We start from the raw sequence: 19,718 nt of genomic DNA, 5'->3' as shown, positions 1-19,718 counted from the left end.
CGTCAACCCTCGCCAGCCTGCGCAACAATGGCGCGGGCGCGGGCGATAACCGGCGCGTCGACCATCTGACCGTCCAGCGCAAATGCGCCTTCGCCACTCGCTGCAGCCTGCAGTATCCGGGCGGCCCAGCGCAGATCTTCGGCGTTGGGCCGTAGGGCGGCATGGATCACCGCGATCTGGTCCGGATGAATGCACAACGCCCCGCCAAAACCCATGTCACGGGCGTTCGTCACTGCTTGGCAGAGGCCGTCGCGGTCCTTGATCGCGGGGAACACGCCGTCCAGTGCCGGTGCCAGGTTGGCGATGCGGGTGTTGAGCAGCACGGCATAGCGTGCATGGTCAAGGATTTGCGCGGCTGCGGGGCTACCACTGCGCAGGTTCAGGTCCAACGCCAAGTCGAGGCTGCCGAAGCACAGGCGCTCAACGGTACCGGTGCTTGCGATGTCAGCCAGCGCCGCCAGGCCACGGGCAGTTTCGATAATGGGTAAGACCGCTTTGCCGGTGGCACTGGCCTGTTGAATCTGAGCCGATGTCTCCGCTTTGGGCAGCAGTAGGCCGATGATCTGGGGAAAGCGCTGACATACTGCCAGGTCGGTCGGGTGTGCAGGATGCTCAGGGCCGTTGACCCGCACCAACAGCTGAACGTTGGGGTGTTGCTGCAGAAACTGCTCAAGGTTGTCGCGTGCCTGATCCTTGAGGCGTTCTTCCACCGCGTCTTCGAGGTCAACGATGACCCGGTCGGCGCCACTGGCCAAGGCCTTGGCAATCCGCTCCGGACGGGTCGCTGGAACGAACAGGGCAGTGCGAATAACGAGGTCGTTCATTGCCGGGCTCCTTCGATGAAGGTCACTTCGGCGATTTGCGCAGTGCCGTCCTGGTTGCCCGCCTGAAGCAAGGCCTTACCTGGTGCGGTCAGTTGACCGGATACTTCGAACGGCTGTGGTGAAATCAACGGACGCAGGCCGCGAAAGCTGAAGGTCTTGACGCGCGCCTGGGGATGGGCACGCAGGAATGCGCGCAGGTTCAGCGTCGCGATCAACGGCCCGTGCACCACCAACCCGGGATAACCTTCAGTCTCGGTGACATAGGGCCAGTCGTAATGAATACGATGGCCGTTGAAGGTCACTGCCGAGTAGCGAAACAGTAGAGTGGCATTGGGCTCAACGACTTCTCGCCACTGCCCGAGCATGAGTGGTTCGGTGCCACCGAGTTTGGGCGGGGAAGGTTCGCGGTAGACGATGTCCTGTTCGTCGATCAAGGCGCATTCGCCGTTCTGAAAGACCTCGTGGCGTACGGTGACAAACAACAGCGAGCCGGTACGACCGTGTTTTTCTTCGACATTGAGCAGGGTGGAAATCCGCTCTACCTGGGCGTCGACCTTTAGCGGGTGGTTAAACGTCAGGCGGCTACCCGCCCACATACGGTTGCGGTTGGCGGCCGGTGGCAGGAAGCCGCCACGTGCCGGGTGGCCGTCGGCACCTAGGCCGAGTTGCACCACAGGCTCCTGAAAGAACGCCCAATGCCAGAGCGCTGGTAGTGCTTCACCGGGTTGCGGTGCAGGTTCGCCGAGGGTGGCGGCAATGCGTTTTACCAGGTTGTGGCTGAGCTGGTCGCGGCTTTCTTCGATGCGGCCGATCCAGCTGGAGTAATCGATGCTGCTCATGTCGTATTCCTTTAAATGCTGCCAGTCGTACGCAGCTCGCCAATGCGCTCGGCGGACAAACCAAGGCCTCGCAATATCTGCTCGGTATGCTCACCAAGACCCGGCACCGGATCCATGCGCGGGCTATAGGCATTGCTGGTGGCCGGTGGCAGAAGACTGGGAACAACGCCAGCGCTGGTTTCGACCTGCTTCCAGCGCTCACGCACCTGCAGCTGCGGGTGCTCCCACACCCCTTGCATGTCGTTGACCCGGGCATTGGCGATCTGCGCCTGGTCCAGACGTTCAGTCACCGCTGCCAGGCTCAAGCTGGCAAACGCTTGAACAATCAGTGCATGCAGGCCCTCACGGTTTGCCACGCGGTTGACGTTGGCATTGAAGCGCGCGTCGTCCGCCAATTGCGGCTGCAGCAACACCTTGGCGCAAAACAGCTGCCATTCCCGCTCGTTCTGCAAGCCGAGCATCACGGTATTGCCATCACCGGTCGGGAACGGGCCGTACGGGTAGATGGTGGCGTGGGCAGCCCCGGATCGAGCCGGCGCCGGGGCGCCGTCGTACGCGTAGTACAGCGGGAAGTTCATCCATTCGACCAGGCTTTCGAGCATGGACACCTCGACATGGCTGCCTTCGCCAGTTTTGCCGCGCAGCAGCAAGGCGCTGAGGATCCCGGTGTAGGCGTACATGCCAGCCGCAATATCGGCAATCGAGCAACCCGCTTTGGCCATCTGTGTTTGTTCCGGGCCACCGGTGACCGAGAGAAAGCCGCCCTCGCTCTGGATCAGCAGGTCGTAGGCCTTTTTCTGCTCGTAAGGTCCGCCTTTGCCATAGCCGGAGATATCACACAGGATCAGCTTGGGAAAACGCTGATGCAACGCCTCGAATGATAGGCCCATACGTGCAGCGGCACCGGGGGCGAGGTTTTGTACCAACACATCGGCGTCGGCCAGCAGGGTATCGAGCACCTCCATGGCCTGAGGCTGCTTCAGGTCCAGCGTCAGGCTTTCCTTGGAGCGGTTGGTCCAGACAAAGTGCGAGGCCAAGCCGTTGACGCGCTGGTCGTAACCACGGGCGAAGTCGCCGACACCTGGGCGTTCGACCTTGATCACCCGCGCACCAAGGTCGGCCAACTGGCGGGTACAGAAGGGCGCGGCAATCGCGTGTTCGAGGCTGACGACGGTAATACCGTCGAGGGGGCGACATCCTGTGGGCTGGCTCATGCTGTTATCTCTCTTGTAAACAGGCCGATGCAGGGGTTAAGGGAACCCTAGAATGAACGCGGCAGTTCCAGCAGGTGCTCGGCCACGTACGACAGGATCAGGTTGGTGGATATCGGCGCGACCTGGTACAGGCGGGTCTCACGGAACTTGCGCTCGACGTCATATTCATTGGCGAAGCCGAAGCCACCATGGGTCTGCAGGCAGGCGTTGGCCGCTTCCCAGCTGGCCTTGGCCGCCAGGTATTTGGCCATGTTGGCAGCCGCTCCGGCGTGCTTGCCGCTGTCGTACTCGTCACAGGCCCGCCAGCGCATCAGGTCGGCGGCTTCGATTTCGATATGCGCTTGGGCAATCGGGAACTGCACGCCCTGGTTCTGGCCGATTGGCCGCCCGAACACCACACGGTCCCTGGCGTACTGGCTGGACTTCTCGATGAACCAGCGGCCGTCACCGATGCATTCGGCGGCGATCAGGGTGCGCTCGGCGTTGAGGCCGTCGAGGATGTACTTGAAGCCTTTGCCTTGTTCGCCGATCAGGCTGCTGGCCGGGATGCGCAGGTTGTCAAAGAACAGCTCGTTGGTTTCGTGGTTGACCATGTTGGCGATCGGTTGCACGGTCAGGCCGTTGCCAATGGCTTCGCGCAGGTCAACGAGGAAGATCGACATGCCTTCGGATTTTTTCTGTACCTCGGCCAAGGGGGTGGTGCGGGCCAGAAGAATCATCAAGTCGGAGTGCTGGACCCGCGAGATCCAGACTTTCTGGCCGTTGATCACATAGTGGTCGCCCTCGCGCACGGCGGTGGTCTTGATCTTGGTGGTGTCGGTGCCGGTGGTCGGCTCGGTGACCGCCATCGACTGCAGGCGCAGTTCGCCACTGGCGAGTTTGGGCAGGTAGTAACGCTTCTGTTCGTCGCTGCCGTGGCGCAGCAGGGTGAACATGTTGTACATCTGGCCGTGGATGGTCCCGGAGTTACCCCCGCAACGGTTGACCTCTTCGAGGATCACCGAGGCTTCAGCCAAGCCCAAACCGGAACCACCGTACGCTTCGGGGATCATTGCCGACAGCCAGCCGGCAGCGGTCATGGCGCTGACGAAGGCTTCGGGGAAAGCTTTTTGTTCATCGATCTTGCGCCAGTATTCGGCTGGGAAGTCGGCACACAGGGCGCGTACACCTTCTCGGATGGCGATCAGTGCTTGGTCGTTGCGATCAATCATTGTGGGAGTCCCGGCCGTTGTGTTTTCGTTCATTCTGGCGTGATGGAGGCGCGAGGAGGACTACCGTTTTTTTCTTTGAGATATGCCGGATGGGCATAGCTTTAGGCGCGGGTTACACTCGTCCGCTAACGTACCTACTCATCAGGCGGCCCAGCCCATGGATGTCGTTCAACTCAAAACCTTGATTCACGTGGCTGAACTGGGCAGCTTGAGCAAAGCCGCTGACCGCCTGCACATTGCCCAACCTGCCCTCAGTCGGCAGATCCGGCAATTGGAGAAGGAATTGGGTGTATACCTGTTTGAGCGCCATGGCCGCGGTATGCAAATCACTGAGATGGGCCGCGAGGTGCTGGCCCATGCCACACGGATCATGGATGAGATGGAGTCGATCCGAAGCGCTGCAGTGGGTGGCCGCTCACTGTTTCGCGGCACCGTGGTGATCGGAACCACGCCAACCGTTGCCGAAATCGTCACCGTACCGCTGGTGCGCAAGCTGCGCGAAGCGCAACCGAACCTGGGTATTCGCTTCTCTTCGGCCTACAGCGGTTATCTACTTGACTGGGTTCAGCGCGGTGAGCTTGAGCTGGCGATCTCCTATGACCCACAGCCACTGCATACCCTGCGTATCGTGCCGGTGATGATGGAAAACCTGGTGCTGGTTGGCCCGCCGCAAGCCGGGCTGTGCCTGGATACACCTGTGGCATTCAGCAGCCTGGCGGAACAGCAACTGGTGCTGCCCAGCGCTCGTCATGGTTTACGCACCATCCTTGATGGCTGTGCGCGAGAGGTGGGTATCAGTTTGTGCACCAGCATTGAAGCGGACTCATTTGGGGCAATGGTCGAGCTGGTGCGTCATGGCTTTGGCCTCACGGCACTGCCGTTGGCCTCGATCTACACCCAGCTGGAACGTGGCACGCTGTGCGCCGCACCGTTGGTTGACCCAACACCGATGCGCAAGCTGGTGCAGGTGTTCCCGGCCGACCGCAGGATTAGCCCTGCGGCCAAGTTCGTCGGCGAAACCTTTACCCAGATCGCTGCCGACCTGGTCGAGCGGCGTATCTGGGCGGGCTACATGCTCTAGGTCATCGCGATTTTTTACGCACTTTTTACGCCGCCGCCAAGTACCAGCACGGATACTGACGGCGTAATTTCCTGACTGCCGCTGCAGCCTATGTGCGCTGTTCGGCAGCTGGTTTCAGGCCCTGCGTAGTCGAGAAGTCATACTGTGAGCTCATCCGCCTCCCACGCTGCTAGTCATACCCCCGCAAAAACCTCGTCAATCAGCTTGCTTATCGCCGCCGTCGGTGTGGTCTATGGCGATATTGGCACCAGCCCGCTGTACACCCTCAAGGAAGTCTTCGCCGGCCACTATGGCGTGCAAGCCAACCATGACGGTGTGCTTGGCATCTTGTCGCTGGTGTTCTGGTCGCTGATCTGGGTAGTGACGATCAAGTACGTGCTGTTTGTGCTACGCGCTGATAACCAGGGCGAGGGCGGCATTATGGCCCTGACCGCACTGGCGCGGCGCGCGGCGGCGCCTTACCCGCGCTTGAGCCGGGTATTGGTGTTGTTGGGCTTGTTCGGTGCGGCGCTGTTTTACGGCGACAGCATGATTACTCCGGCGATCTCGGTACTTTCGGCGGTGGAGGGCCTGCAACTGGCCTTTGATGGCATCGATCATTGGGTGGTACCGATTGCGCTGGTGGTGCTGGTGGCGCTGTTCTTGATTCAGAAACACGGCACCGCACGCATCGGCACCCTGTTCGGGCCGGTGATGGTGCTGTGGTTCAGTGTGCTCGGCGCCCTGGGTGTCTATGGCATCGTTCAGCGTCCGGAAGTGCTGTTGGCGCTCAATCCCGCCTGGGCGGTGCAGTTCTTTGTGGTGCATCCGGGCATCGGTGTGGCCATTCTGGGGGCGGTGGTGTTGGCCCTGACCGGTGCCGAAGCGTTGTATGCCGACATGGGCCACTTTGGCCGCAAGCCGATTGCTCGTGCCTGGATTCTGCTGGTGTTGCCGGGCCTGGTGTTGAACTACTTTGGCCAGGGTGCACTGATTCTCGGCAACCCCGAGGCGGTGCGCAACCCGTTCTATCTGCTGGCACCGAGCTGGGCCTTGCTACCCATGGTCGGGCTCGCCACCCTGGCCACCATCATTGCCTCGCAGGCGGTGATCTCCGGGGCGTTCTCGCTGACCCGCCAGGCCATCCAGCTTGGCTATGTGCCACGGATGTTCATTCAGCACACCTCCAGCCAGGAACAAGGGCAGATCTATATCGGTACGGTGAACTGGGCGCTGATGGTCGGTGTGGTACTGCTGGTGCTCGGTTTCGAGTCGTCTGGTGCGCTGGCCGCCGCCTATGGTGTGGCGGTGACCGGGACGATGCTGATTACCACCTTGCTCTCGGCGGCGGTGGTCCTGTTGCTATGGAAAACGCCGCGTTGGCTGGCAGTGCCGCTGTTGCTGGGCTTCCTGCTGGTCGACAGCCTGTACTTTGCAGCCAATGCGCCGAAAATTTTCCAGGGCGGGGCATTCCCGGTGATCGCCGGTATCGCCTTGTTCATTCTCATGACCACCTGGAAGCGTGGTCGCAAGATCATCGTTGAGCGCCTTGACGAGTCGGCCTTGCCGCTGCCGCTGTTTATCGCCAGCATCGCTGCGCAGCCACCGCACCGGGTTCAGGGCACGGCGGTATTCCTGACCGCACGCTCCGACGCCGTGCCGCATGCGTTGTTGCATAACCTGCTACATAACCAGGTACTGCATGAGCGGGTAGTGCTGCTGACGGTGGTGTCCCAGGACCGGCCGCGGGTGCCGCTGTCTGAACGTTTTGAGGTTGAGGCGTTTGGCGATGGGTTTTACCGGGTCCACCTTAACTTCGGCTTTATCGAAGAGCCTGACGTACCGGCCGCGTTGCAGTTGTGTCATGTGCCGGCACTGGATTTCAGCCCGATGGGCACTACCTATTTCCTTAGCCGCGAGACGGTCATCCCGACCAAGCGCATCGGCATGGCGCGCTGGCGAGAAGGGCTGTTCGCGTTCCTGCTCAAGAACGCCAACAGCAACCTCAAGTATTTCAACTTGCCGCTCAATCGGGTAATTGAGTTGGGTACGCAGGTGGAAATGTAGGTAGAGCCCGTAGCCGAGCGCGTTAGTTCGCCGCCGGCTGTACCGCCGCTGCCGCAAGTTGCGCATTGTTACGCACCAGCCTGTGCATCAGGCTGGCCACCCCAAAACCTACCACTGCCAGCACCATCATGGCGATGAACACATAGTTGTAGCCCTGCTGACCGGGGAAGTGGTCAAGCAGCGCACCATAGCCGACATAGGCAAACATCCCTGGCGCATAGCCAATCAAACAACCAATGCCGAAGGCGGAACCGGTGATGTGCGGGGCAATGCCCACTTCCCCCATAGGCGCCCAGAACACGCCGCGCATGGAGAACACGATAAAGGCAAACGACAGCGTAGCGGCCATGCCGGCGTAAATGTAACCCGGGCTCTTGGGCACCATGAGGATGACCATCATCAGCGGCAGCAGTGCCAGAAACGCCCATTTCATGTAGCGGCTGGGGCTCTTGAACTGTTTATCGGCAAGGAAACCACCGGCCGGGCCGCCAAGGATCTTCAGCATGTACTGGTTGATGATGCCGTACGCACCGACCAGCGCTACCGGCAGGCCATAGACTTCCTTGAGGTAGGGGATGAAGTAGGTCAACCCGCAGTAGACGATGTAGACCATGAACACGTTGCAACTGACCACCCAGATCGCCGGAACCTTGATGGCTTCCATCAGGTTGGACAGCGGGCTTTTCCTCGGGATGGGTGGCTGGTTGGCTTGTCTGCCCTTGAGCAGGAACCAGGTCAGTACGCCGGCCGCAATATCGATAGCCGAGTAGAAAACAATCGCCGCCTTCAGGCCCGCTTCGGCGGCGCCCATGACAATGAACACGCCCAGGGCCGAGAACGCCACCAGCGTGTCAATCACCCCTCGGCCACCTTCGAGCAGGCCGAACAGCCGACCTTGTTCTTTGTCATCGCCCAGACCGCGAATGGCCTTGAGCAACGCCGGCCAGTAGATACAGTCGGCGCAGACTGCCAGCAGGCAGAACACGATCATCAGGCTGTTGAACGGCGGAAAGGTCGCCAGGTACAGGCCTAGCGCGCCAGTGCCAAGCAGGCCCAGGGGAATCAGTTTGCGGGTGTCAAAGCGGTCGGCAAGTACGCCGCCGACCACAAACAGCCCGGTAGCGATGATGGCGTTGACACTGAGCAACAGACCGATCTGGGTATGCGACAACCCCATGAATTCCTGCATCGGAACATAAAAGGCGTCTTTGAGGTTGGCGAGCTTGTAGATGGTGCCGCCACCGAGGATCAGAATCAGGAATTTGAACCATTTGGCCTTGTCTTGCAGGGTCATTGTTATTCTCCAGGCGTGATGGGTAGCAGCGTTCAAGCGGCCAGGGTGAGCTCGGCAAGGGTGCGTAGTTCAGCCAGCAGGGTCTTCACGTAGGCAACCTGGTTATTGGCCCAGCGCTGCTCGCCTGCCAACATCTGCTCCAGGGTGAAGCCAGCGGGCAGCGGCGTTTCGCTCATTTCCCGGTAGGCAATGAACGGGTCGGCGTCTTCATTGCTCTGGCGGAAGGCCGGCGCAATGTAGTGGTTTTCCTGTTCGAGAATGAAGGCAATCACTTGCGCTTGCTGCTCGCCGAGCATCAGCAGTTCAAACAGCATGCGCGCACTGGGCAGATCGTCTTCGGCGCTGCCCTGGAGCACGCCGTAGTGACCAAAGCCTTGTGCTTCGGCAACCACGCGTACACCTTTGAGGTGGGTCTGACGGATATGCGGGGCAAGATTGGCCAGGGCCTGCAGCGGCTGCTCACAGGCATTGATCATGTTGCCGAAGTCGAACAGGGCATGCAGGCGCGGGTGGTCGGCCTGGCGGAGCAATTGCGCAATCTCGTCGCTTTTGAGCTCTTCATGCTGTTCAAAATCGAAGTACAGGTCATGGGCATCGGCTTGTTGGCCCAGGTACAGCAAGTCGCCGCTGATGCGCTCCATTACCTGCGACAGTTGGCCTTCGTAGCGCGAGTAGACGCGCAGGTTACGGGTGCCAATGGCTTTGGCCACGACGATCGCCGCATCGACATCCGCTTTGAGCGTGCTGCTGATCTCCAGGTGCACATCCAGTTGCAAGGCCTGAGCCTTGGCAGCAAAGGCACGCAACTGTGTGGCATCCATTTGCGACAGGCTGTTGTGCTCGCCGTCAAGCATGTGCAGGCTCAACCCCGCCAGTTCGTGGCGATAGGCAAAGTCGAGCAGGTCGAAAGGCGTCAGGCCACCGTAGGTGAGGTTGGTCAGCAGCGGATAGGCGTGGGCGAACAGGCGCGCCTGGTCGAGGCGCTGGAGCAGGCGGGTAGCCAGCTCGCGGGTCAGCAGCGGCGCGGGGGTGCCGTGCGCGTTGTGGTTCAGTAACGTAGCGAAGCGTTCTTGTAGTGCTTTCATTCGAGTCGTTCCTGGTGCGGGCACCGGTTCTACCGGCGCGTTCTTTATCGCGCCGGCGCGGAACTCTCGATAGATCCATTACGGATCAAATGATAAGGCCACTGGCCTCACTCAGATAAAAGCCCCATCGTGCGCAACGCCTGCGCCAGGGCTTCGACTTTCTGCTCGGCCTGTTCCTGCGCGGTACCGGCAAAGCCGATCAGCAAGGCAGGCGGTAAGTAACGTAGCAGGCAGTAGTCGCTCAATGCGTAAGTGTGCACACCGTGCAACGCCAGTTGCCGAGCCACTTCCTGATCATCGAGCTGTGGCGGCAGCCAGGCAATCAGGTGCATGCCGGCGTCCACTGGGGATATCTGTAAAAAGTCGCCGAGGCGTCGTTGCAGCACTTCGACCAGGCATTGCTGGCGCGCCTGATAGAGCGCGCGCATACGGCGGATGTGACCGATGAAGTGGCCTTCACTCATGAAGTCAGCAGTAACCGCCTGCAGCAGGGTCGGCGGGCTGCGGTCCATCACTGCGCGCATGGTGCAGAATGGCTCGACCAGGGCCTGGGGCAGAATCACGTAGCCCAGGCGCAGGGACGGAAACAACACCTTGCTGAAGGTACCGACGTAGATCACCCGGTCGCGCTGGTCCATGGCGTACAACGCCGGCAATTGCCGGCCGTTGTAGCGCAGTTCACTGTCGCAATCGTCTTCGATGATCCAGCGCTGGTTGGCCGCTGCCCAGTCGATCAGCTCCAGGCGCCGGCCATGGCTGAGGGTCACGCCCAAGGGGTGCTGACGCGAGGGCGTGGTGAACACCAGGCGGGCATCCGGGCAGTCAGCAATGCCTTGCTCAACATTGATGCCCTGGTCGTCGATCCGTACCGGTATCACCTGGCAACCATGAGCCTGGAAGGCGATTCGCGCAGCAATGTGGCCGGGGTCTTCCATCCACACCGCGTCATCCGGATTGAGCAACAGCATCGCCAGCAGGTTGAAGGCTTGTTGTGCTCCGGAGACGATCACTACCTGTTGCGCGCTGCAGTCGATGCCACGGGCGTCGAACACGTATTCGGCAATGGCCTGGCGCAGGTCGATCAGCCCTTGCAATTCACCATAACCAAGCTGGGCTTTGCTCGGCTTTTGCGCGTGACGGTTGAGCAGGCGCCGCCACACCACTTGCGGAAAGGCTTCGAAGGCACCATGGCTGGGCAAGAACGACGTCGGCGTGTCTGCGCCACAATGGGCATAGGACACCCCGCGAAAGTGATCGCTGCGCAGCGACAACATGGTTTGACTGAGGTCCGACAGTGTTGGCGGCGCCGGGGGCGGCGGCTCGATACTGGCTGCGCGCTCCCATTCATCGCCAACATAGGTACCGGCGCCGGTACGCGAGACCAGAAAACCCTCGGCAATCAGCTGGTCGAAGGCATTGAGCAGGGTAATGCGTGAAAGGTTCAGTTCCTGGCTCAGGGTGCGCGTCGACGGCAGACGTATTCCGCCTTTGAGTCGCCCGGTGAGGATCTGCTTGCGAATCTGCAAATACAGTTGGCGATAAAGCGGGGTAGAACTGTCGCGATCCAGCTCAATACCTGAAAACAGCAAACCGGCTGGGGACTTCATCTGAGGCTCGTTGGCAAGGTGAACTGGGCCCAACCATCGTACGAGAAACCCTTGCAGGCGGCCAGTGGCACAGGGGTTGTCATCAAATGAAAACCCCTTGTCGTCCGATGCGAAGCACCCCACAAGCGTTGGGCATAGAGTCCAATCAACCTGAACTGACGCCATGCGTCCAGATCGATGATTGGAGAGACAAGAATGTCCAAAGTCGTACGTTTCTATGAAAGCGGTGGCCCTGAAGTCTTGCGCTATGAGGACGCCGAGGTCGGCGAGCCTGGCCCAGGCCAGGTCCGCCTGCGCCAGGTTGCGGTTGGCCTGAATTACGCCGACACCTATTTCCGTAATGGCACTTATCCGATTCCGCTGCCCAACGGTATCGGCGTTGAGGCCGCCGGGGTGGTCCAGGCTGTGGGGGAGGGGGTGACCAACGTCGTGGTTGGCGACCGTGTGACCTACACCGGTTTTATCAACACACTGGGGGCTTATTGCGACGAACGCCTGATCGGCGCCGCCGCGTTGATCAAGCTGCCAGAAACCATTGCCTTTGAAACGGCAGCGGCGATGACCATGCGCGGTCTGACCTCGGCCTACCTGATGCGCCGCCTGTATGACTTCAAGCCCGGTGACACGGTATTGCTGCATGCCGCCGCGGGTGGCGTTGGCCTGATCGTTTCGCAGTGGGCCAAACTGCTCGGCGTCAATGTCATCGGCACCGTCTCCACCGACGCCAAGGCTGAAGTGGCCCGCGCCCATGGTTGCACCCACACCATCAATTACAGCCATGAAGACGTGGCTACCCGCGTGCGTGAGTTGACCGACGGCGTCGGCGTCAACGTGGTGTTCGACAGCGTTGGCAAGACTACCTTCATGGCGTCGCTCGACTCGCTCAAGCGTCGGGGCCTGATGGTCTGCGTTGGTACCGCCTCCGGCACCATCGCGCCATTCGATCCGCAGCTGCTGGCCATGAAAGGTTCGCTGTTCATGACCCGCCCGGCGCTGGCCGACTATATCGCCGACCCGGCGGAGAAGGCCGATCTTGCCGGTGAGCTGTTCGATCACGTCGGCAGTGGCCGAATCAAGATCGAGATTAACCAGCACTACGCCCTGCAGGATGCTGTTCAGGCCCACCGTGACCTGGAAGCGCGCAAAACCACCGGTTCGTCAATCTTCGTCATCTGAAGAGGGCTGTAGCATGCACATCGAACAACTGACCTGTGCCATCGGCGCCGAAGTGTCTGGGGTCAACCTGGCCGATGCGGTACACGATGATGATCTGTTCGAGCAGCTCCGTGCGCAATTGCTCAAGCACCGAGTGCTGTTCTTGCGTGACCAGAACATTAGCCGCGCCGACCATGTGGCATTTGCCCGGCGCTTTGGTGAGCTGGAAGACCATCCAGTAGCCGGCAGCGACCCGGAGCATCCGGGCCTGGTGCAGATCTACAAGCGCCCGGACCAGCCAGCTGATCGCTATGAAAACGCCTGGCACACCGACGCCACCTGGCGTGACGCACCGCCCATGGGCTGTGTGTTGCGCTGTGTGGAGTGCCCGCCCGTGGGTGGCGACACCATGTGGGCGAACATGGTCCTGGCATACCAGAACCTGCCGGATGAGGTGAAACAGAAGATTGAAGGCCTGCGCGCCCGGCACAGCATCGAAGCCAGCTTCGGTGCCAACATGCCGATCGAAAAGCGCCTGGCGCTCAAGGCCCAGTACCCCGATGCCGAGCACCCAGTGGTGCGTACTCATCCGGAGACCGGTGAGCAGGTGCTGTTCGTCAACGCCTTCACCACCCATTTCAGCAACTACCACACCCCGCAGCGGGTGCGTTTCGGTCAGGACGCCAACCCCGGTGCTTCCGATCTGTTGCGCTACCTGATCAGCCAGGCGTACCTGCCCGAGTACCAGGTGCGTTGGCGCTGGAAGCCCAACAGCATTGCGATCTGGGACAACCGCAGCACTCAACACTACGCGGTCATGGATTACCCCGCATGCCACCGCAAGATGGAGCGCGCCGGGATCAAGGGCGACCGCACGTTTTAAGACCACGACCTGCATTACCCCTCCGCTGCCTGGCGGACAAAAGACAATAACAAGACTGAGGACCAAAACATGCAATTCTTCGACGATTCGTTGCACCCGGAAAACATGGAAAAGGTGGTTATCACCGTCGCCCCTTATGGCCCGGAATGGATGCCTGAGGACTTTCCCGAAGACATTCCACTGACCATGGACGAACAGGTCCAGAAAGCCGTTGAATGCTATGAAGCGGGCGCCACTGTGCTCCACTTGCATGTGCGTGAACTCGATGGCAAAGGCTCCAAGCGCCTGTCCAAATTCAACGAACTGATTGCCGGTGTACGCGAAGCGGTGCCGGACATGATCATCCAAGTGGGCGGCTCGATTTCCTTCGCCCCGGAAAGCGATGGCGAAGCGGCCAAATGGCTCAGTGACGACACCCGCCACATGCTCGCCGAGCTGACGCCCAAGCCTGACCAGGTCACTGTGGCGATCAACACCACGCAAATGAACATCATGGAGCTGCTGTATCCGGAATATCTAGAAGGCACCTCCCTGGCTCACCCGGCGATTCACGCCGCCTACAGTGAAATGACCGTACCGGCCGGCCCGGCCTGGGTCCGCGAGCACCTGCGCCGCCTGCAGGCGAGCAACATTCAGCCGCACTTCCAGCTGACCGGCATGCATGCCCTGGAAACCCTCGATCGCATCGTACGTCGCGGCGACTACATGGGCCCGCTGAACCTGACCTGGATCGGTATCGGCGGTGGCTTTGATGGCCCGAACCCGTTCAACTTCTTCAACTTCATTCACCGCGCGCCAGACGGTTGCACCTTGACCGCCGAATCGCTGCTCAAGAACGTGCTGCCGTTCAACACCATGGCCCTGGCCATGGGCCTGCACCCACGTTGCGGCAACGAAGACACTATCATTGACCAGCACGGCAAGCGCTTTGGCTCGGTGCAGCAGATCCAGCAGACCGTGCGCGTCGCCCACGAGTTGGGCCGTGAGATTGCCACCGGTAAAGAAGCCCGCGCGATTTATCGCATCGGCGAGCAGTACAGCAGCATCGAACAGACCCTCAAAGCCAACGGCATGGCGCCAAACCGCCAGCCTGGCCAGAAAGGTGTGCCTCAGCGCGGCTGACCGGGTAGGGTCGGCCCACCCCGCTGGTGCCGACCCGCCACAGTCCAGTGCGCTGTCAGTCAGGCTTCTCATAACAACAAGACTTACGCCAGACAATCAGAGGAGGCAGCATGGCCGCCTATATCGCCAGCGCCACAGATGATGGTGCCGACACTTCACGTGGCATTCCACGGCGTTATGCCTGGATTGTCTTTGCCTTGACCTTCGGCTTGCTGATCTCCGACTACATGTCGCGGCAAGTACTCAACGCCGTGTTCCCGCTGCTCAAGAGCGAATGGGCCCTGAGCGACAGTCAGTTGGGCCTGCTCAGTGGCATCGTCGCACTGATGGTCGGGCTGCTGACCTTTCCGCTGTCACTGATGGCCGACCGCTTTGGCCGGATCAAGAGCCTGGTGCTGATGGCCGTGCTCTGGAGCCTGGCAACCCTGGGTTGCGCACTGGCAGAAAACTACCAACAGATGTTTGTCGCCCGGTTTCTGGTGGGTGTCGGCGAAGCAGCCTATGGCAGCGTCGGCATCGCCGTGGTGGTCGCGGTGTTCCCACGCGACATGCGTGCAACTTTAGCCGGTGCCTTTATGGCCGGTGGCATGTTCGGCTCGGTGTTGGGCATGGCCCTGGGCGGGGTGATGGCTCAGCATTTCGGCTGGCGCTGGGCGTTTGCCGGCATGGCCATGTTCGGCCTGTTGCTGGCGTTGCTCTATCCGTTGATCGTCAAGGAGGCGAAGATTGCCCCCAAGCGCGCCGCGCAAGCAGCCTGCACCATTGCTCGCCCACTGCACACCTTGTACGGCAGCCGTTCGGTGATCGCCGCTTATGTTGCCAGCGGCCTGCAGTTGTTTGTCGGTGGCACGGTGATCGTCTGGATGCCCAGCTACCTGAACCGTTACTACGACATGGGCACCGATAAGGCAGGTGTTGTCGCTGCGATTATCGTCTTGTGCAGCGGTATTGGCATGATTCTCTGCGCCATGCTCTGTGACCGTTTGGGTCGCCAGCGCCCGGACCGCAAAATTAGCCTGGCCATCGTTTACTGCCTGGGCAGTTGCCTGTTGTTGTCGCTGGCCTTTGCATTGCCATCGGGCACCGCGCAACTGGTGCTGATCTGCCTGGGAATGATGATCGCTGCAGGCACCAACGGCCCTTCCAGCGCCATGGTGGCCAACCTTACCCACTATTCAGTGCATGGCACAGCCTTCGCCACCCTGACCTTGGCCAACAATCTGTTGGGCCTGGCGACCGGACCGCTGATCACCGGTCGGGTTTCCGACCTGATCGGCCTACATGCTGCATTCCAGCTGGTGCCACTGATCAGCATTGGCGCCGCTGCGGTGTTCTTTATTGCCAAGCGCCATTACCACAGCGACATGGCCCGTTTAGAGGGCTTGCAGCAAACAGCGTCAGGCGCGGCGCAGATTCAGGAGGTAAAACCGTGAAACACGTGTTGTCCATCGATGTATTTTTTGACTTTATCTGCCCCTGGTGCTTGATCGGCCAGCGTCAGTTGCAGCAAGCACTCGCGCAGCTGCGCGTTGAGCAACCGGACGTCGAGGTCAGCCTGCGCTGGCGCGGCGTGCAACTGCTGCCGGACATGGCCAGGACCGGCCAGCCGTTCGAAGCCTTCTATCGCAAGCGTCTGGGCAGTGACGAGGCGGTACGCCAGCGTCAAGCCCAGGTTCGCGCCGCCGCCGAGGCAGTGGGGGTGACCATCGATTTCCCTCGCATCAGCCGCATGCCCAATACCGCCGATGCCCATCGTTTGCTGCAGCGCGCTGTGGCATTGGGCAATCCGGAGCAGGCCGAAGCCTTGCTGGGGCAGTTATTCGCTGCCTACTTCGAGCAGGGCAAGAACCTCGGTGACCCGATTACCTTGATGCAAATTGCTCAGGCCTGTGGCCTCAGCCCGGCGCAGGTAGCCGACTGTCTGCGCGGCGACGCCAGCCCGTTCATCGCCGCCGAAGATAGCGCCACAAACGGCGTGCCGTGTTTTCGCATCAATCAACTGCAGGTGGTCGGTGCGCAACCGGCCGAGGTGTTGCTCGCGGCGATGCATGAGGCGCTGGCACAGGCGGAGCTGGCATGAGTTACCGCTACCCAGTGCCGATGGCCAAGGTGCCGGAGTGCGGTGGCCGCGTGCTGCTGGAGTTCGCCGACAAGAGCCTGGCGCTGTTCAACGTGGCTGACCAGTTTTATGCCATTGATGACAGTTGCCCGCACCAAGGTTCTTCGCTGTGTGGCGGGCGTCTGGACGGGAGGGTCATCCAGTGTTGCGCGCATGGCCTGCGTTTCGACCTGGCCAGCGGGTATCTGCTCAATTCCACCCAACTCAAGGTCACCAATTACCCGGTCGAGCGCCAGGGTGAGCAGCTGTTTATCGTTATCGATGCCGAGGAGTCCGGCCAATGAGCACTGTTGCCATCGCCGCCGTCAACCACCGCGTGCGCGAGCTTGCACCGGGATTTATCGTCAGCCTGATTGCCGCTGGCGCGGCCAGCTTTCTGAGTGAGCACTATGATGCACCGGTGATGCTCTTCGCCCTGTTGCTGGGTATGGCCTTGAATTTTCTCTCCGTTGACGGCCGCTGCAAGGCCGGCATTGAGTTTACCGCGCGCACTGTGTTGCGGGTGGGCGTGGCGCTGCTGGGCATGCGTATTACCCTGGAACAGATCGCCAGCCTGGGTTGGAAGCCGGTCGCGCTGGTGGTCATCATTGTCGTGGTGACTATCGGTGTGTCGATGGTGGTGGCCAAGGCGATGGGCTTCAACCGCTTGTTCGGCATGCTCACCGGCGGTGCGACGGCCATCTGTGGTGCTTCGGCGGCGTTGGCGCTGGCTGCCGCCTTGCCGCAGCACAAGCAAAAAGAACATGCCACGCTGTTCACCGTGATTGGCGTGTCGGCGCTGTCGACCCTGGCGATGATCCTTTATCCGATGATTGCCGGTTGGCTACAGCTGTCGCCACCGCAGGCCGGGGTGTTCCTCGGCGCCACGATTCATGATGTGGCGCAGGTGGTTGGGGCGGGCTACAGCATGTCGACCGAGACCGGCGATATTGCTACGGTGGTCAAACTGATGCGGGTGGCGATGCTGCTGCCCGTGATTGTGGTCGCGGCAATGATTACCCGCCGCGCGGGGGATGATGCCGGCGGGCAACGGCCACCGCTGTTGCCATGGTTCGCGGTCGGTTTTGTCTTGCTGGCTTGCTTGAACAGCACTGGCTGGGTGCCGACTGTGGTACAGGGCGGAGTCAATGACCTGTCACGCTGGTGCCTGGTGGTAGCGATCAGTGCCCTGGGGATGAAGACCCAGCTCAAGGAACTGGCCAAGGTGGGTTTCAAGCCGATTGCGTTGATGGTTGGCGAAACCGTGTTTCTTGTCCTGTTGGTGTTGGCCTTGATGCATTGGGGGCTTTGATACTTCGGCCCCGTAGCTGCGGCTACGGGGCTTCAGCGCGGCCATGTTGGGCTCGCCAGGTCGCCGGCGGCATGCCGAACTGAGCGATGAACCAGCGGGTAAAAGAGCTGGGCATCGAGTAACCCAGCATGTCGGCAATCCGCCCCAGCGTATAGTTGGGGTTTTCCAGATAACGGATCACCAGGTCGCGGCGTACGCCGTTGATCAAGTCACTGAAGGTCACGCCGCTTTCCTCGAGGCGCCGCTGCAGGGTGCGCACGTTCATGCCTTGGGTTTGCGCCACCTGTTCGATGGTCGCCCGGCCCATGGGCAGCAACAGGTAGATGGTTTTGCGCATCTCCAGCTCCAACGACAGTTTGCCGCTGGCCTGCAGGGTGTCCAGGTAACGCTGGGCCAGACGCGCCATGGCTTCGTTGGCCAGCGGGTTGGCGGCATCGAGGTCGGCCGCGGCGCAGACAATGCCATTGAACTCGCTGCCAAACATTAGTTTGCAGCCGAAAATCCGCCGGTGAGTGGCCAGGTCCGCCGGGGCGCTGTGGGTGAAGTTGGCGCTGATCGGATGCCAGTGCGCGCCCAGCACTGCGGCGCACAGGCGACGCATGACACCAATGGCAAGCTCGGTGGCCTGGCGGCTGCTGTGCGGCAGGTCACTGACCACTTCCTCACGAATGATCACGCTTTTGCCCGCATCTTCGATGTGGATGGCCAAGGCATCGTTGAGCAGGTGTCGGTATTGCACGATCACCAGCAAAGCATCGCGCAGGGTGCGCTGATGGCTGAGCAGCAAGCTGATCTCGCCAAAGTCCGAGAGCTGGCGTACTTCTGCCATGCGCAGGCCAAAGGTCTCACAGCCACTGACGCGTGCTGACTCCTCCAAAAGGGTAATGACGCTGGCAACGGCAAGGCGTTGATTGGGGTCGTCGAGCAAGGCGGCGCTAAGGCCGACCTGGGCGAGCAGGGCATGTGGGTTCAACCCCAAGTGACGGGACACTTCAAGGTAGTTGGTCAAGCTAGCAGCACGGACGAGGGCGGTCATTTTATTGTTTTCCACGCATTCTCATTAGGCGTCCCACTTCTGCGGTGGGTCGCTTTTTATAGCCTGGGTGTCGTCAAATGAAAAGCCGATTTTGCTACCTTTCTGGGTGTTAGATTTCCGATGCCCCAGCCCGTCTGACGGCCGCCCGCAGCACTGTCATCAAATGTGAAGTCACTGACGCTCAATGTAAAGCACCCAGGGGGAGGGGTGATTACTGTGACTCTCGAAACGCTCGACTGACACAGCGAGCAGATGTCTTGAGCATAGGTGCTGACGTGGAAAGATTGCATACCGCCGCTACTATTCTGATCGTCCCTGGCCTGCGCGACCACGTCGCCGAGCATTGGCAGACCCTGCTTCAAGCGCGCCTGAACAAGGTGCGTGCAGTCCCGCCGCTGCAGGTCAATGGGCTTGATTGCAACGCCCGGGTCGAGGCGATCCAGGGTGAACTTGAGCAGATCGAAGGCGATGTGGTGCTGGTGGCACACAGCGCCGGGGTATTGATGGTTGCCCATTGGGCGGCACGTTATAACCGACCGATCAAAGGCGCGTTGCTGGCAGCCCCTCCGGACCTGCAAGCCCAGTGGCCCGCCGCTTACCCAAGCCCGGACACCCTGCGTGCCAATGGCTGGGCGCCATTGCCGATCAAAGCGCTGCCATTCCCCAGCATCGTTGCGGCCAGCAGCGATGATCACCTGGCCAGCCTGCAGGCAGTTGCTGCGATGGCCGAGGGGTGGGGCAGCGAGCTGTTGTCGCTGGGCAATGTCGGCCACCTCAACCCGGCTTCTGGATTCGGCCCTTGGCCGTTGGCCGAAACCTTGATTCACCAGCTCGACCAATAACCCTGCAGCACTGCACGGACGCTTGACCAACGCCCGCACAAGTCGGGCGGCGATAACAAAAATAACAAT

Annotated in this window: 18 protein-coding genes; 10 read left to right on the top strand and 8 right to left on the bottom strand. The window is 60.8% G+C overall.

Features of this window, described 5'->3' with window-relative positions; translation table 11 throughout:
• Window positions 1-2: 2 nt before the first annotated feature.
• From ACQRAX_RS23625 to ACQRAX_RS23610, 4 genes are read right to left on the bottom strand one after another with little or no spacing between them, the layout of a single operon-like run.
• Window positions 3-824, bottom strand: coding sequence for an HpcH/HpaI aldolase/citrate lyase family protein (locus ACQRAX_RS23625; RefSeq protein ID WP_412041463.1), 822 nt, complete (start codon window positions 822-824; stop codon window positions 3-5).
• On the bottom strand, window positions 821-1,663 hold the full coding sequence (locus ACQRAX_RS23620; RefSeq protein WP_412041462.1) for an FAS1-like dehydratase domain-containing protein: 843 nt from the start codon (window positions 1,661-1,663) through the stop codon (window positions 821-823). Before ACQRAX_RS23620 ends, ACQRAX_RS23625 begins: the two co-directional genes overlap by 4 nt.
• Before the next feature lie 11 nt (window positions 1,664-1,674).
• Window positions 1,675-2,877: a CaiB/BaiF CoA transferase family protein gene (locus ACQRAX_RS23615; protein WP_412041461.1), complete on the bottom strand. Its 1,203-nt coding sequence runs from the start codon at window positions 2,875-2,877 to the stop codon at window positions 1,675-1,677.
• Window positions 2,878-2,924: 47 nt separating this feature from the next.
• Entirely contained in the window at window positions 2,925-4,088 is a 1,164-nt protein-coding gene (locus ACQRAX_RS23610) for an acyl-CoA dehydrogenase family protein (protein WP_412041460.1), read from the bottom strand.
• A gap of 157 nt (window positions 4,089-4,245) precedes the next feature.
• On the opposite strand from ACQRAX_RS23610, the gene ACQRAX_RS23605 reads away from it, so the two are divergent.
• Both ACQRAX_RS23605 and ACQRAX_RS23600 read left to right on the top strand, forming a co-directional pair.
• On the top strand, window positions 4,246-5,169 hold the full coding sequence (locus ACQRAX_RS23605; protein WP_412041459.1) for a LysR family transcriptional regulator: 924 nt from the start codon (window positions 4,246-4,248) through the stop codon (window positions 5,167-5,169).
• A gap of 144 nt (window positions 5,170-5,313) precedes the next feature.
• Window positions 5,314-7,215, top strand: a complete 1,902-nt coding sequence (locus ACQRAX_RS23600) for a potassium transporter Kup (RefSeq protein WP_412041458.1) — start codon at window positions 5,314-5,316, stop codon at window positions 7,213-7,215.
• A gap of 22 nt (window positions 7,216-7,237) precedes the next feature.
• On the opposite strand, the gene ACQRAX_RS23595 is transcribed toward ACQRAX_RS23600, so the two are convergent.
• The 3 genes from ACQRAX_RS23595 to ACQRAX_RS23585 all read right to left on the bottom strand — a co-directional run bounded on the left by ACQRAX_RS23595 (window position 7,238) and on the right by ACQRAX_RS23585 (window position 11,201).
• A complete protein-coding gene (locus ACQRAX_RS23595; protein WP_412041457.1) occupies window positions 7,238-8,509 on the bottom strand; it encodes an MFS transporter in 1,272 nt (423 codons plus the stop codon).
• A 32-nt stretch (window positions 8,510-8,541) separates the two neighbouring features.
• Window positions 8,542-9,594 carry a sugar phosphate isomerase/epimerase family protein gene (locus tag ACQRAX_RS23590; protein WP_412041456.1) on the bottom strand — a complete coding sequence of 351 codons (1,053 nt, stop codon included), beginning with the start codon at window positions 9,592-9,594 and terminating at the stop codon, window positions 8,542-8,544.
• 107 nt (window positions 9,595-9,701) lie between these two features.
• Window positions 9,702-11,201: a PLP-dependent aminotransferase family protein gene (locus ACQRAX_RS23585; protein WP_412041455.1), complete on the bottom strand. Its 1,500-nt coding sequence runs from the start codon at window positions 11,199-11,201 to the stop codon at window positions 9,702-9,704.
• A 195-nt stretch (window positions 11,202-11,396) separates the two neighbouring features.
• Here ACQRAX_RS23585 and ACQRAX_RS23580 point away from each other — a divergent pair, with 195 nt between their 5' ends.
• From ACQRAX_RS23580 to ACQRAX_RS23550, 7 genes are all read left to right on the top strand, one after another.
• The gene (locus ACQRAX_RS23580; protein ID WP_412041454.1) at window positions 11,397-12,377 is read left to right on the top strand and encodes a quinone oxidoreductase family protein; all 981 of its coding nucleotides are present in this window, start codon (window positions 11,397-11,399) and stop codon (window positions 12,375-12,377) included.
• A gap of 13 nt (window positions 12,378-12,390) precedes the next feature.
• Window positions 12,391-13,239 (top strand): TauD/TfdA dioxygenase family protein, encoded by an 849-nt coding sequence (locus ACQRAX_RS23575; protein WP_045185320.1) that lies wholly within the window; start codon window positions 12,391-12,393, stop codon window positions 13,237-13,239.
• Window positions 13,240-13,308: 69 nt separating this feature from the next.
• A complete protein-coding gene (locus ACQRAX_RS23570) occupies window positions 13,309-14,361 on the top strand; it encodes a 3-keto-5-aminohexanoate cleavage protein (protein ID WP_412041453.1) in 1,053 nt (350 codons plus the stop codon).
• Between the two features lie 110 nt (window positions 14,362-14,471).
• A complete protein-coding gene (locus ACQRAX_RS23565) occupies window positions 14,472-15,794 on the top strand; it encodes an MFS transporter (RefSeq protein WP_412041452.1) in 1,323 nt (440 codons plus the stop codon).
• A complete protein-coding gene (locus ACQRAX_RS23560; RefSeq protein ID WP_412041451.1) occupies window positions 15,791-16,441 on the top strand; it encodes a DsbA family oxidoreductase in 651 nt (216 codons plus the stop codon). The genes ACQRAX_RS23565 and ACQRAX_RS23560 overlap by 4 nt, the downstream gene beginning before the upstream one ends.
• A complete protein-coding gene (locus tag ACQRAX_RS23555; RefSeq protein WP_412041450.1) occupies window positions 16,438-16,764 on the top strand; it encodes a Rieske (2Fe-2S) protein in 327 nt (108 codons plus the stop codon). The genes ACQRAX_RS23560 and ACQRAX_RS23555 overlap by 4 nt, the downstream gene beginning before the upstream one ends.
• Window positions 16,761-17,771, top strand: coding sequence for a YeiH family protein (locus ACQRAX_RS23550; protein ID WP_412041449.1), 1,011 nt, complete (start codon window positions 16,761-16,763; stop codon window positions 17,769-17,771). The genes ACQRAX_RS23555 and ACQRAX_RS23550 overlap by 4 nt, the downstream gene beginning before the upstream one ends.
• Window positions 17,772-17,793: 22 nt before the next feature.
• On the opposite strand, the gene ACQRAX_RS23545 is transcribed toward ACQRAX_RS23550, so the two are convergent.
• On the bottom strand, window positions 17,794-18,807 hold the full coding sequence (locus tag ACQRAX_RS23545) for an AraC family transcriptional regulator (protein ID WP_412041448.1): 1,014 nt from the start codon (window positions 18,805-18,807) through the stop codon (window positions 17,794-17,796).
• Window positions 18,808-19,082: 275 nt separating this feature from the next.
• Between ACQRAX_RS23545 and ACQRAX_RS23540 the strand changes: the two genes are divergently transcribed.
• Entirely contained in the window at window positions 19,083-19,649 is a 567-nt protein-coding gene (locus tag ACQRAX_RS23540; protein ID WP_412041447.1) for an RBBP9/YdeN family alpha/beta hydrolase, read from the top strand.
• Window positions 19,650-19,718: the final 69 nt, after the last annotated feature.

Source organism: Pseudomonas sp. UM16 (genome assembly GCF_050312595.1).
Classification (GTDB): domain Bacteria; phylum Pseudomonadota; class Gammaproteobacteria; order Pseudomonadales; family Pseudomonadaceae; genus Aquipseudomonas.
This window is presented reverse-complemented; position numbering and strand designations above follow the sequence as displayed.

What these genes read in the sequence shown, in the direction of transcription:
- ACQRAX_RS23625 (WP_412041463.1), bottom strand. Translation starts at nt 824, where the DNA reads ATGAACGACCTCGTTATTCGCACTGCCCTGTTCGTTCCAGCGACCCGT.
- ACQRAX_RS23620 (WP_412041462.1), bottom strand. Translation starts at nt 1,663, where the DNA reads ATGAGCAGCATCGATTACTCCAGCTGGATCGGCCGCATCGAAGAAAGC.
- ACQRAX_RS23615 (WP_412041461.1), bottom strand. Translation starts at nt 2,877, where the DNA reads ATGAGCCAGCCCACAGGATGTCGCCCCCTCGACGGTATTACCGTCGTC.
- ACQRAX_RS23610 (WP_412041460.1), bottom strand. Translation starts at nt 4,088, where the DNA reads ATGATTGATCGCAACGACCAAGCACTGATCGCCATCCGAGAAGGTGTA.
- ACQRAX_RS23605 (WP_412041459.1), top strand. Translation starts at nt 4,246, where the DNA reads ATGGATGTCGTTCAACTCAAAACCTTGATTCACGTGGCTGAACTGGGC.
- ACQRAX_RS23595 (WP_412041457.1), bottom strand. Translation starts at nt 8,509, where the DNA reads ATGACCCTGCAAGACAAGGCCAAATGGTTCAAATTCCTGATTCTGATC.
- ACQRAX_RS23590 (WP_412041456.1), bottom strand. Translation starts at nt 9,594, where the DNA reads ATGAAAGCACTACAAGAACGCTTCGCTACGTTACTGAACCACAACGCG.
- ACQRAX_RS23585 (WP_412041455.1), bottom strand. Translation starts at nt 11,201, where the DNA reads ATGAAGTCCCCAGCCGGTTTGCTGTTTTCAGGTATTGAGCTGGATCGC.
- ACQRAX_RS23580 (WP_412041454.1), top strand. Translation starts at nt 11,397, where the DNA reads ATGTCCAAAGTCGTACGTTTCTATGAAAGCGGTGGCCCTGAAGTCTTG.
- ACQRAX_RS23575 (WP_045185320.1), top strand. Translation starts at nt 12,391, where the DNA reads ATGCACATCGAACAACTGACCTGTGCCATCGGCGCCGAAGTGTCTGGG.
- ACQRAX_RS23570 (WP_412041453.1), top strand. Translation starts at nt 13,309, where the DNA reads ATGCAATTCTTCGACGATTCGTTGCACCCGGAAAACATGGAAAAGGTG.
- ACQRAX_RS23565 (WP_412041452.1), top strand. Translation starts at nt 14,472, where the DNA reads ATGGCCGCCTATATCGCCAGCGCCACAGATGATGGTGCCGACACTTCA.
- ACQRAX_RS23555 (WP_412041450.1), top strand. Translation starts at nt 16,438, where the DNA reads ATGAGTTACCGCTACCCAGTGCCGATGGCCAAGGTGCCGGAGTGCGGT.
- ACQRAX_RS23550 (WP_412041449.1), top strand. Translation starts at nt 16,761, where the DNA reads ATGAGCACTGTTGCCATCGCCGCCGTCAACCACCGCGTGCGCGAGCTT.
- ACQRAX_RS23545 (WP_412041448.1), bottom strand. Translation starts at nt 18,807, where the DNA reads ATGACCGCCCTCGTCCGTGCTGCTAGCTTGACCAACTACCTTGAAGTG.